This window comes from Evansella sp. AB-rgal1, from assembly GCF_041820985.1.
Taxonomy (GTDB): Bacteria; Bacillota; Bacilli; order Bacillales; family Salisediminibacteriaceae; genus Evansella.
The window spans coordinates 53,601-67,114 of the sequence record NZ_JBGUAU010000006.1 but is presented as its reverse complement, the minus strand read 5'-3'; the positions used below and the strand labels follow the sequence as shown (position 1 = coordinate 67,114).

9 protein-coding genes and 1 pseudogene are annotated in these 13,514 nt (G+C 37.1%); 4 read left to right on the top strand and 6 right to left on the bottom strand.

Translation table 11 applies throughout. The features are described 5' to 3' along the window. Positions 1-330: 330 nt before the first annotated feature. The 5 genes from ACERII_RS06445 to ACERII_RS06425 form a co-directional block, all read right to left on the bottom strand. Positions 331-951 (bottom strand): sulfotransferase, encoded by a 621-nt coding sequence (locus ACERII_RS06445; RefSeq protein WP_373640933.1) that lies wholly within the window; start codon positions 949-951, stop codon positions 331-333. A 55-nt stretch (positions 952-1,006) separates the two neighbouring features. After that, the gene (locus ACERII_RS06440; protein WP_373640931.1) at positions 1,007-1,828 is read right to left on the bottom strand and encodes a sulfotransferase family protein; all 822 of its coding nucleotides are present in this window, start codon (positions 1,826-1,828) and stop codon (positions 1,007-1,009) included. A gap of 26 nt (positions 1,829-1,854) precedes the next feature. After that, positions 1,855-2,607 (bottom strand): glycosyltransferase family 2 protein, encoded by a 753-nt coding sequence (locus tag ACERII_RS06435; RefSeq protein WP_373640930.1) that lies wholly within the window; start codon positions 2,605-2,607, stop codon positions 1,855-1,857. Between the two features lie 365 nt (positions 2,608-2,972). Then, positions 2,973-3,965 (bottom strand): sulfotransferase domain-containing protein, encoded by a 993-nt coding sequence (locus ACERII_RS06430; protein WP_373640928.1) that lies wholly within the window; start codon positions 3,963-3,965, stop codon positions 2,973-2,975. 30 nt (positions 3,966-3,995) lie between these two features. Continuing rightward, complete coding sequence (locus tag ACERII_RS06425) at positions 3,996-5,114, bottom strand: glycosyltransferase family 61 protein (RefSeq protein ID WP_373640926.1); 1,119 nt, start codon at positions 5,112-5,114, stop codon at positions 3,996-3,998. Between the two features lie 494 nt (positions 5,115-5,608). Here ACERII_RS06425 and ACERII_RS06420 point away from each other — a divergent pair, with 494 nt between their 5' ends. From ACERII_RS06420 to ACERII_RS06410, 3 genes are all read left to right on the top strand, one after another. Beyond that, positions 5,609-5,959 (top strand): hypothetical protein, encoded by a 351-nt coding sequence (locus ACERII_RS06420; RefSeq protein WP_373640924.1) that lies wholly within the window; start codon positions 5,609-5,611, stop codon positions 5,957-5,959. Positions 5,960-6,187: 228 nt separating this feature from the next. Further along, positions 6,188-8,722, top strand: a complete 2,535-nt coding sequence (locus tag ACERII_RS06415) for a collagen-like domain-containing protein (protein ID WP_373640922.1) — start codon at positions 6,188-6,190, stop codon at positions 8,720-8,722. Between the two features lie 36 nt (positions 8,723-8,758). Continuing rightward, a complete protein-coding gene (locus ACERII_RS06410; protein WP_373640920.1) occupies positions 8,759-9,961 on the top strand; it encodes a hypothetical protein in 1,203 nt (400 codons plus the stop codon). A gap of 231 nt (positions 9,962-10,192) precedes the next feature. On the opposite strand, the pseudogene ACERII_RS06405 reads toward ACERII_RS06410, so the two are convergent. After that, positions 10,193-10,300: pseudogene (locus ACERII_RS06405) on the bottom strand (transposase); the annotation flags it as partial. A gap of 859 nt (positions 10,301-11,159) precedes the next feature. On the opposite strand from ACERII_RS06405, the gene ACERII_RS06400 reads away from it, so the two are divergent. Beyond that, complete coding sequence (locus ACERII_RS06400; protein WP_373640919.1) at positions 11,160-13,376, top strand: collagen-like domain-containing protein; 2,217 nt, start codon at positions 11,160-11,162, stop codon at positions 13,374-13,376. Positions 13,377-13,514: the final 138 nt, after the last annotated feature.

The following is a 13,514-nucleotide window of genomic DNA, read 5'->3' as shown; positions in this document are numbered from 1 at the left end:
ATATCTAGAGTGAGTGAAAAAATCCTTAAAAAATAACGGGTTAGAAAGAGGGGAATAGAAATTAGTGAAAGTTAGTTTCCAATACATCAATTGTATGAATGGGGGAGTGTCAACTACAGAGCACACTACTCGGTTACATTTACAAGTTCTCATTGTTCATTGTTCTGATTTAAAGTTAAATTAATCAAGTAAAGAAACCTCCATTCCTTTTGTACAAAGGGTTGAGGCTTCTTTTTTAAAAAAAGGGATGAAAGCATAAATTCCTTGGCTTAAGCGTAGTTTTTTAGTAGACAATGGTTCTTTGAAAGTTCCTATGAAATCGTTATAACTTTATATTTTGGTTTTATTTTCCCAAGGAAATTCATTAAAAGGGGAACTTATATTGAGGAAAGAACAAAACTTTTTATATGCTTCTTTTTCAGATAGGTTGATAATTAATATATCGTTTGGACGATCTTTAAAGTATTGTTTTACTCCTTCTATATACTTTTGATAATGATTCATTAAGATTCCTTTATTATAAGGATCATTCTCAGGTAACCCATAAAAAATTCTGTTATATTTCCACATCCAACCTGGAAATACATATCTAGTATCCATTAAATTCTCTTTGGTTGGTACTTTTCCATTTCCAAATAGTATAGAGTGATATCTTACAAGTGAATTGTACCATTGTTCAGGGCTATCACGTATTGTTAAAATAAACTTACTGTCAGGATATGCATCATCAAGGTACTTGTAAGTATTAGGTACACTGAAAGGGAAATCTTGAAATACTTGTGCTGATTTACAGTATTTGATTATCGCATCAAAATTTCCACTCAAATACTCATTCATTAAAAGTTCCGCATAATGTTGATTACCAACGTTAAATCCCAAATTATCAAAGGCTTTTTTTAGTGACGTTGTACCAGTTTTATTAAATCCAATACAAAATATTTTATTTTTCATAATAACGCAGCCTTTCATTATTAAGTAAAATAAATTCAAGCATAACTATATATCTTCATTGAGACAAATAAAGCTGTGAAATGTATCTATTATATTCTTTACTATTTATGTTTCTATCACTAATAATGGTAGAGTATAAGTCTTTTACAGATTTTGGTACCCTTTGATGATTCATAAAATTTTCATATGTTGATTGGTGGTGCCTCAATTTTTGTTGTATAAAATTATTCAACATACTCGCATTATTTATATCTACTTTTGGTAAGTTTAATGCCTTAGCTATTGATTGTATTGTACTTAGTGGAGCATTCAGTATATCTTCATAATGTACTACAGACCTTTTACTATTGATAGTCCAATATAAAATGGACAAGGTATATACAAACCATATGCGAATTGATTTTTCTAAAGAAAAACCATCTCTACTATTTAAAGATTTATATATATCTAACGGGTTCCTAATACAAATAATATAATTTATATCAATATTTAACTCATTCAGAACCTCTTGCCATAATGGCATCAACAAGCATGTTCTAGGGTCTTTCCATAACCAAAGTTTATAAGATCCATAGTCTTTCCTTATCATCTTTTTCAACTCGTCTTTATATGGAAGGATCCTTTTAGACTCCCACCATCTACCTTTAATGAATTCTTCCGAGTCCCAAGCAAGTCCTATAAGATCTAAAATCTGATCATTTAGTTGAGTTATTTTTTTCTGTTCCCAATATCCTTTGGGGTTATGAATATGAGGTTTCATCAATGTATTTGTATCACCAATTTCAACTCCAAGAAGATTAATTGATCTTGTAATAGCAGACGTTCCGCTTCTGTGCATCCCAGAAACACAGATAGCTCTATCCCTATTTATATCCATATCGTTATTCTCCTTAACACATTGTATTAAATATTTATATAAAGTAATTCCTCAGGCTTCTCAATTCCCCATTTTTTTATAAACTTTTTTTCATTTATATGAGATATGTCCTTCATATTTATATTATTGGATTTAAATGATGTATTTCCATCATGATGTACATAGGTGTCGCCAGCAACAATCATTTTATACCCACTACGAAAAGCACGATAAGAAAAGTCTATATCCTCGTATGTTCCTAAAGTAAAACGTTCGTCAAGTATTCCTATTTTTTTCAATACTTCTTTCTTGAACAGTAGACAGAATCCACTTAATACTGCCACTGACTTCCATCTATTTGGATTGTGAATATTGTGCATTGATGCAAAGCGATGATATTCAATAAAATTGGAATAATTAGCATGATATAGTTGTTGAGGAAGTGCTGCATTGGATACAGGTCCTACCATGCCAACTGTTTTGTCTGAGTATAGTGCACTACTTAGGTTTTTCAACCAATTATGTGAGACCACTGTATCGTTATTAAGTAGTAGTATCTGTTTTCCTTTAGCTACCTTTAAACCTTGATTACATCCACCAGAAAACCCTCGATTCTCTTCGTTACATATTAGCTTTATATCTTGTAATTTCTTTAAATATTTAATCATACTTTTATCGGATCCATTATCTATTATAATAATTTCATAAGGTTGTTTTGTATATTTGTATATACTGTGTAGACATTTTCTCGTTATAGCTAAATTATTTAACGTTAAGATAATAATACTAGTCAATGGCATCTCATAACTTCCTTTCAATTGACAAATTACCAAATTTAACGAATAAATAGTAAAATAGTTGATTCTACTATCTTCATCAAAAGTTCGCTATTTGTGTAACAGAAAAATTGAAAATCAATGTTTCCAACCTCGTACAATTATCTTATGTATGTAGTATCCTTAGTGGAAGTAATTTACGTGTTTTTTATAAGTTTTTGAGTAATTTGTCCTTACTAAGATAAAATTTATTCTTGAAAAAGTATCTCTCTCTTTAGGCAACGGTGTATTGTCTACAATCTATTTTCAGAACGACAAGACACCATTCCCTATTCAACTATTACTCTGTGAGGCTACCATTGTAGTAAAATGTAATAGGAATAATTACTTTACGTAAAACTAATACCACAATTATTAAGTTGTTCAAGAAATAAACTATATAAAGCATGTAATTCTTTTTTATACTGTGAAGGTATTCCAGCATACTCCCCATTGAAAATTATTTTGTCGTAAGGAAAATTGGTAAAATCATATTGTTGTTTCACACCGAGAAATTTAAAAATATCATTTAGCAATTTTTGGGGATTTCTTTCAATATCTTCATACATACCTATAAAGATTTGGGACTCAGGATATACTGACTTCCAATTATTAATTATATGAAGGTAATTTGATCTCATGATACAATCATAGGATCTCATGAAGTTAATGATTTCTCTTTCACTCACTTCATTTATACTTCTTTTTTCAAATTTAGTGAAATGCATTATTGTATGGGACCAAGCCCTATCGATAGGATTTCTTAAGAGTAAAATAATTTTAAGATTAGGTAATATTTTTTTAATATATTTAATCCTTTCGTAGGATAGAATACCATATGCTGGTGTAATTTCCCCTTTTAACCTATTGTTACCTTCAAAAAATTTCCAATAATTTATATTTCGGGAAATCGATTTATTAAAATAATGTAATTCTTTGATATTTGGTAAATAAAGTTCAGGGTGAATTCGGAGATTCTCATATAACCAAGTAGTACCAGATTTCTGTGCACCAATTCCTAAAAATTGGGGTCCTTGTTTTACTTCTCTCAGAGTTTTCCAATTTTCTATATAATACTTCTTATCAAAAACCTCGATATTGTAAATACCTGATGAAAACAATTCATATACTATTTCATCATAATTCGGAGAAACAATAATCACTTTATAGTCTCTATATTTTAAGAGCTGGTTTGTGGACAATACCTTTATACCCTTTACAAAGCTCCCAGCCTTACTTTCATCATAGGCACAAAAATAAACAACATTATACGTCCTAACTAGAAATTTATATGCTTCTTTTCCCTTATCGGAAGCACCATAAATAATTATATTTTGTTTCACATCACTCACTCCTTTCATATACCAGATTAACTACAAATAGCACTTCAAAAATTTCCTCAACTTATAAATATTTATTCTCCATTTTGCTTCATGGATAGACTTATGATTCTCTATCGTTTCTCCAAAAAAATAGTTTAGTTGGCCACTTGTAGAAGTGTTGATTAAAATATCACTCATTTTTACAAAGTTCCTAGTTGTAAGTACTAGTTTTCTTCTTGATTTTCTTTGAAATACACTATTGTACATACCAGACCCAGAAGGACCAGCAATTATATTGGCATTCTTAAAAAGATTTATCTGCTGCCCTACACTCAATTCCTGCGGATGAACAATTCGAAATCCAAAGGAAGCAAATATTTTTTCTACTTCTTTTTCATTTACTAACTGTCGTCTTTTATTATTTAACTTTGATCTCGATACATAAATTTTTTTAGGACCAACACTTCTATTATAATATTCACCAATTTTTGTCCAGATGTTATAGGCATACGATGATGTATACTTTCTTAAAACAAACGCTTGAACAGGAATATGAAGTCTTTCACACCTTATGGGTTCGTTTAAGAATAAAATTTGCTTTTTTGAGATTCCTAATGATTTTAAAATATCAAGCTGCCACCGCTTATTATCATTAGGATTCATAATAAATTTATATCGGCTTATATCCATATATTGAGTAATCCATAATCTTGAAACTACCTCTAATAAAAAATGGCCATATCCTTGTGAAATTTCTCCACTTAAAAAAATACTATCCCCTGGTTGGTAATTCGTTTCACTGATTCTTTCTTTTGTAGTAAATTTATTCGAAACTTCATTAAACCTTAACCCCTTATGTGGAGAGATATACTGATAATGCCTGAAACTATCAGGTAGTATATATTTGTTGTCATAAATAATTACCTGATTTTTTAAACATAAGCCATCTTTTATACTAGCTAAATAAATTTCATTCGTTGAGCAGAAATTGGGCAGATGTATTTTTTCTTGCGGAGTAAAAACCGGGAGAGTTAAGTTGTTTTTTTCTGGAGGTATAACAACATATAAGCTATTTTCACGTAATTTTCCCTTCTTATACTCTTTAAAATCCTTTACTTCACAAAAATTACGATAGTCTAAATACTTCAGATGCAAAGACTCTTTTTTCATTTTCCATCCACACCTTTTAAAAATCATAGTTAAAAAACAGAAGACACTTATCCATAAAACATGATAAGAAGGAACAAACAATAATAATATGCTATTCATTTAAAGACTGTTGGTTTGGACAAATATGTAGCTTTCTCACAATCCATAAAAATATTTAATAGATATTGTTCTTTTGAAGGTATCACTCAAATCATAAGCAACAATTGACGATTAACAGGCCGTAGAAAAAGACTACTGCGCAGGGCACATACTCAATCAATAATTCTGTGATTGAATACGATGGGAACAAGATATCGATAATTGATTGGAAATTAATAGATTTAATCAGTCTGAGTTTGGTAATCTATCTCGATATCAAAAAATAAACGACACTCAAACATTAGTAGATTTCTGTAGACCAAATTTATTTCTTTCTAAAATAGTCATACAACTATATTTACTATATGTAATAGTGAATTTTTAAGATTTCTAATTAAGGAGGGAGGGAGTAATTAATGTCCATTTATTCATCGGGACCTATTGAAAATAATCCTGTTAGCGGTGTTAGGCCAACTCAACAAGTAACTGTTAAAATCTCAAATAACGATTCCTCAAATACATCTACTATATTCATTCAAGGGTATGCACTAAATGGTACAAGAAGTTTGTACGTTCAAGAAGTATTTGCTGTAGGACCAAATCAGGTAATGACAAAAAACTATTTTGCTAACTTAGATGGATTTGAATTCATTATTACAACGGGTGGTGACGCTGAAGAGGATACCATCGTTTCGTTTTGGGGTAAAAATGCAGCAGGTCAATTAATAGCTGCACATCGACTTGTTTCAGAGGAACTTGACATTTAATACACTTTTTTTACTTTATTAGGATAAAAACTTTAGTTACTAACGATAACATTGGAAAGATTAAGTACAATTTCGATTTTAATCCATTTTATTCACTATACAACTTTTACTTTTTCATTCTCCTATATATTATTTTCTAGCAATTTAATTAATCTAATTTCTCATAGAAAATAATCAACATTTTATGAAGTAGTTCAAAAAATATAGTGTAAAGGAGGTAAACTCTTAATGGCATTTTTTTCGACTGGACCCATTGAAAATAATCAAGTGGGTGCGGTACGTGCTAGCGCCCAAGTAACAGTAAAAATTGAAAATCAAAGTTCAATTAATTTTTCAACTGTTTTCATTAGGGGCTTTGTATTAAATGGTTCACGAACTCAATATGTAAGTGAACTTTTTTCACTAGCACCTAATGAGGTAACGACAAGAACCTATTTTGCAAATGCAAATGGATTCGAGTTTGATTTTACAACAGGAGGAGATGCAGAGGAAGTAACGGAAGTCTCTGTTTGGGGAAAAACTCCTTCAGGGAAATTAGTTACTGCTCACCGTCTTGTATCAGAGGAACTGTTAGGAGCAAGCGTTGGAGATCAAGGACCTCAAGGGAACGACGGGCCTCAAGGAGAACAAGGACCTCAAGGGAACGATGGACCTCAAGGAACTCAAGGAGAACAAGGCCCAGTAGGAGAACAAGGGCCTCAAGGGGATCAAGGACCTCAAGGGGATCAAGGACCTCAAGGGAACGATGGACCTCAAGGAACTCAAGGGGATCAAGGACCTGAAGGGGATCAAGGACCTGAAGGGGATCAAGGACCTCAAGGAGATCAAGGACCTGAAGGGGACCAAGGACCAGTAGGAGATCAAGGACCTGAAGGGAACGATGGACCTCAAGGGGACCAAGGGCCAGTAGGAGATCAAGGGACTCAAGGAGAACAAGGACCTCAAGGGAACGATGGACCTCAAGGAACTCAAGGAGAACAAGGGCCTGAAGGAGATCAAGGAACTCAAGGGGATCAAGGACCTCAAGGAGATCAAGGACCTGAAGGGGATCAAGGACCTGAAGGGGATCAAGGACCTCAAGGAGATCAAGGACCTGATGGGAACCAAGGACCAGTAGGAGATCAAGGACCTCAAGGGGACGAAGGGCCTCAAGGAGAACAAGGGCCAGTAGGAGATCAAGGGACTCAAGGAGAGCAAGGCCCAGAAGGAGAACAAGGGCCTCAAGGGGACCAAGGGCCAGTAGGAGAACAAGGGCCTCAAGGAGAACAAGGACCTCAAGGGAACGATGGACCTCAAGGAACTCAAGGAGAACAAGGGCCTGAAGGAGATCAAGGACCTCAAGGGGATCAAGGACCTCAAGGAGATCAAGGACCTCAAGGGGACCAAGGGCCAGTAGGAGATCAAGGACCTCAAGGAGATCAAGGACCTGAAGGAGATCAAGGGCCTGAAGGTGAACAAGGCCCCGAAGGAGAACAAGGGCCACAAGGGGATCAAGGACCTGAAGGGGACCAAGGACCTCAAGGAGATCAAGGACCACAAGGAGAACAAGGAGCAATTAACGATGAGGTTATAATTGAAAGTATTGGTCCAGAAGTTAACTCCCAATTCGATGAATTGAATACCGCAGAAAGGACACCAATTGTTGAATTAACCTCTGTATACGGTCTATCAGATTTACGAGACATAGTTCAAACAACAGGGGCTGGAACGGTAACGAATACAACAGTAGAATATCAAGTAGAGACAACGACTGCCGATACAGATAGTGCCACACTAGATAGTGTGGAAAGAGGCAGATATATGCCAGGATATGCAGGTCAAGCTGGTATTGGAGTTCGAATACCGCTTCCCCCTACAAATAACCAAGTATTCCGTTGGGGTATGGTAGATGACGAGAACGGAGCCTTCTTTGGTCAAAGTGTAGCTGATGGAATATTTGTTGCAATTAGAAGAGCGGGTGTAGATACATTCATCCCTCAATCGGCCTGGAATGTAGATCAATTGGATGGTACAGGACCGAGTGGATTAACCCTAAATTTAGCTTTAGGTAACATCTTCCAAATAAACTTTACTTGGTATGGGTACGGTGTCATTGAGTTTAACGTTGTCGTGCAAAATCCATCTACACTAGCACAAGAAGTTGTGACCGTGCACCGATTCCGTCCAACAGATGAAACAAGTTTAGCAGATCCTAATTTACCACTAAGAGCTCAAATTGAAAATAATGGTACTACGGAAGGTCCTCGAGATCTATTTGTAGGAGGAAGACAGTATAGTATTCTAGGAAAATTTAACCCTGAATTTAGAATCACTTCAGAAAGGAGAAATGCTACAGTAGGAACGGCAGGCCTACCAGTTATATCATTTCAGAGGAAGGCTATATTTCCAACAGGTTCTGCGAGACCGAACTCTGTAAGTGTGACGTTAGAAGGTTTAGATATTGTTGCGGGTGAAGATATCTATTTCCAAGTAATAGTGGGAGGAACATTAAATACCGCATTCACAGAATTCCCTTCTACGAACACTGACATTCCTAATAATGAAACAGCTTTACTTGTAAACAATACTGCTTCAACGATAACAGGCGGTCAAGTCGTCTACCAAGGTGTCGGAGCAGGAGCCCAAGGGAATAACAGAGAGTTAGCGACAGCAAGTCTATTAAGCTTTGAACTTCCAGATCTTGAACCAGTGTCATTAGTAATCGGAACAATCTCCGGATCAACAGATGTATCAGCAGTATTCAGAGTAAATGAAGAATGGTAAAGAATAGATGCTATTTTGAACGAAAGGAGGATTTTTATGGTTTCAATTAATAATGTCGGACCTAATGTTAGTTCTCAATTCAATGAACTTATGGTCTCAAGAAGAACTCCCGTCATTGAATTGACTTCGGTATACGGTCTATCAAATTTACGAGACTTAGTTGAAACAACAGGGGCTGGAACGGTAACGAATACAACAGTAGAATATCAAGTAGAGACAACGACTGCCGATACAGATAGTGCCACACTAGATAGTGTGGAAAGAGGCAGATATATGCCAGGATATGCAGGTCAAGCTGGTATTGGAGTTCGAATACCGCTTCCCCCTACAAATAACCAAGTATTCCGTTGGGGTATGGTAGATGACGAGAACGGAGCCTTCTTTGGTCAAAGTGTAGCTGATGGAATATTTGTTGCAATTAGAAGAGCGGGTGCAGATACAATCATCCCTCAATCGGCTTGGAATGTAGATCAATTGGATGGTACAGGAACGAGTGGATTAACCTTAAACTTAGCATTAGGTAACATCTTTCATATAAATTTTACTTGGTATGGGTACGGTGTCATTGAGTTTAACGTTGTCGTGCAAAATCCATCTACACTAGCACAAGAAGTTGTGACCGTGCACCGATTCCGTCCAATAGATGAAACAAGTTTAACAGATCCAAATTTACCACTACGAGCACAGATTGAAAATAATGGTACTACGGAAGGTCTTCGAAATCTATTTGTAGGAGGAAGACAATATAGTATTCTTGGTAAATTTAATCCTGAATTTAGAATCACTTCAGAAAGGCGAACTGTTTTAGTAGGTGAAGCTGGTGTACCAGTTATATCATTTCAGAGGAAGGCTATATTTCCAACAGGTTCTGCGAGACCGAACTCCGTAAGTGTGACGTTAGAAGGTGTAGATATTGTTACAGCATCAGATATCTATTTTCAAATTATTGTAGGAGGAACCGTAAATACAGCATTTACTAACTTTCCAACACCGACAACAGACATTCCAGATAATGAAACTGCTTTACTCGTAAACAATACTGCTGGAACCATTACAGGTGGAGATGTTGTTTTTCAAGGGGTTGCTTCAGGTGTTCCAGGAGCTGCAAATAGAGATTTGGCAGTTGCAAATTTATTGGACTTTGAATTGCCTGATGAGGAGAGTGTGTCTTTAGTAGTTGGAACTTTCTCTGGAACCTCTAACGTATCTGCAGTGTTACGTGTAACTGAAGAATGGTAAAAATAAAGAAGTTGGAACACAAATAGCCCAAAATAAAAAAGGTTCCGAACATCATAAACGGATGTTTGGAACCTTTTTTATTGATTAGTTCCATTATCTATAGTTGACTGACACGTTCTAGCGGTGTACAAGATCAACACCATAATCCAAAGTCTAATTCAGTTGTTACAATCTCTTTCCTCTCACCTCCATACGAGTGATCCAAAAATTAGCCTTCAAAAATTTGAAGTTGTTAAATTGTATTTTTTCATTATTTCCATTTTTCGCTTTGGTACATTGAAATCGGAATGGACATCCTGTACAATCCTCGAAAACATATACTTTATAAGATCTCATAAAACAACCTTATTGGCATTCTTTCAATCTTTGTTCCCTCAATAAAGAGACAAAACATCACCTTTAACTCAGGATGAACACGGAATCGATTAATCCTCCGATAACTGCATCAATAGTTTTCTCTAAGGCTATATTGTTGTATCAACCCAACCAATTTATACTCCTTGTAAAACAAAGATCTATACCTACACAAATAACGATCTCATAATCAAGGTTGTTTTATTATTTTTGTATAAAATAAAGCAATTTCCAAATAAAAAAGACTAGTACATAGGGCATCCACTCAATCAAAATATGATTTGAGGAATAAGATAAAAGATATTGAGCGTAAGACACTCTATCTAACAAAAAGAAGAAAGAAGTAAAACTATTGCGTTTCTCTATTATTTTGGACTAATTAAAAACAACCCTGTTAGTGGAAATATGCCAACTCAGCAAGTAAATGTAAAAACCATAAATTAAGACTCTGTCAATTCAACTAATGTACTAATCCATTGGTATATATTAAATAGTTAAAGAGTTTATATGTTAATCAATTTGTTGCAGTGAGTACTAATCATCCAATAACAGAGACTTGCCCAGCCAACATTACTGCATATGCATTTGAGAATACAACAAAAGGAACCGATGAATATAAACTCTCATTTTTTGATTAGCCAAAAAATGCTGCAAGTCAACTAGTTATAATACACGGCCATGTATCGGAGGATCTAGAATTATTTTTAATTCTTTTTGAATAACGTAGGGAGTAGTAACAGTTCACGTATTAGTAGAGAAAAAGGGTTACTGTTATCAACATAACAAGATACTATTATGAGTTATTTAAGATCAATTATTAGAGTATTAGAAAGGAAGAAAGCATGTGAGAAATTTATCTACTGGTCCAATAGAAAATAATCCAGTAAACGGTGTTAGACCTTCTCGTCTTGTTACAATCAAGATAACTAATGATAGTGAAGTAGATTCTTCAGTTGTAACTATTCAGGGATATATTTTAAATGGTGCTCGAGTTCTATATGTGAATGAAACATTTTCTATTGCAGCTAATCAAGTGATTACAAGAGATTACTTTTCAAATGTAAATGCCTTTGAATATAACTTTACAATAAGTGGTGCTGCACAAGAAGAAATTGAAATTTCGGTATGGGGAAAATCAATATCTGGTGCTTTAACGGTTCCGCATCGACTTGTTTACTCAGAATTATATGAAGAAGGTCTAGAAGGTGAGCAAGGACCTCAAGGAGAACAAGGTCCAGTAGGAGATCAAGGTCCTCAAGGGGATCAGGGGCCTGAAGGGGATCAAGGACCTGAAGGAGACGAAGGACCTCAAGGGGATCAAGGGCCTCAAGGAGATCAAGGGTCTCAAGGAGATCAAGGGCCTCAAGGAGAACAAGGGCCTCAAGGGAACGATGGGCCTCAAGGGGATCAAGGGCCTCAAGGAGAGCAAGGTCCTGAAGGAGACGAAGGACCTCAAGGGGATCAAGGGCCTGAAGGAGAACAAGGACCTCAAGGGGATCAAGGACCTGAAGGAGAACAAGGGCCTCAAGGGAACGATGGGCCTCAAGGAGAGCAAGGGCCTCAAGGAGAGCAAGGGCCTCAAGGCGAGCAAGGGCCTCAAGGAGAGCAAGGGTCTCAAGGGGACGATGGGCCTCAAGGAGAACAAGGACCTCAAGGGGATCAAGGACCTGAAGGAGAACAAGGGCCTCAAGGGAACGATGGGCCTCAAGGAGAGCAAGGACCAATAGGAGATCAGGGCCCACAAGGTGACGATGGGCCGCAAGGAGATGAAGGACCTCAAGGGGATCAAGGGCCTGAAGGAGAACAAGGACCTCAAGGGGATCAAGGACCTGAAGGAGATCAAGGACCTCAAGGGGACGATGGGCCTCAAGGCGAGCAAGGGTCTCAAGGGGACGATGGGCCTCAAGGCGAGCAAGGTCCTCAAGGCGAGCAAGGGCTTCAAGGAGAGCAAGGGCCTCAAGGGGATCAGGGGCCTCAAGGAGAACAAGGACCTCAAGGGGATCAAGGACCTGAAGGAGAACAAGGGCCTCAAGGGAACGATGGGCCTCAAGGAGAACAAGGGCCTGAAGGAGAACAAGGACCTCAAGGGGATCAAGGACCTGAAGGAGAACAAGGGCCTCAAGGGAACGATGGGCCACAAGGTGACGATGGGCCGCAAGGAGATGAAGGACCTCAAGGGGATCAAGGGCCTCAAGGAGAGCAAGGACCAATAGGAGATCAGGGGCCACAAGGTGACGATGGGCCGCAAGGAGATGAAGGACCTCAAGGGGATCAAGGGCCTCAAGGAGAGCAAGGACCAATAGGAGATCAGGGGCCTCAAGGTGACGATGGGCCTGAAGGAGAACAAGGACCTCAAGGGGATCAAGGACCTGAAGGAGAACAAGGGCCTCAAGGGAACGATGGGCCTCAAGGAGAGCAAGGGCCTCAAGGAGAGCAAGGACCAATAGGAGATCAGGGCCCACAAGGTGACGTTGGGCCGCAAGGAGATGAAGGACCTCAAGGGGATCAAGGGCCTCAAGGAGAGCAAGGTCCTGAAGGAGACGAAGGACCTCAAGGGGATCAAGGACCTGAAGGAGAACAAGGGCCTCAAGGGGACGATGGACCTCAAGGAGAACAAGGGCCTCAAGGGGATCAAGGACCAGTAACGCAGACTACTGACCTGTTTTTTGATCAAGTTCCTGGTAGTATTAGTTTACCACTTGGAGTTGAAGTTACAGTTAATTCTGTAACAGTCCCTGTAATAGTAGGGGACTTATTAAAAGTTGATGAAGCAATTAATGTTAATGCTCAAGCACAGAATAATTATAATATTGAATTTGAAGTTAGACTTTATAGGGATGGAACTCAAATTCATTCCAGAATAGTGTCAAGGCAAGCTCAAGGTGGTGCAAGTGTAGCAACACAAAGATTTCCACTTGCTGATACTTTTGTATCTGTTCCACCAGCACCTTCGCCAACCACCACATATGAAGTCCGAGTAGTACTAACTACAGCAACCAATATTACTAATGTTCAAGCAAACAATAGAGATCTAAATATTATAAGATTTCGAAATATTTAATCAATACTTTTGATGTGCTTTGCATATGATAATAGGATTTTTACGGAAGATGAGAACAGTAGCGAAATGATTCCGCTGTATAAAGAAGCCATATTAGCACAAGTCGACTCTAAGCTATCTTCGTAGCCTTCCCATTTC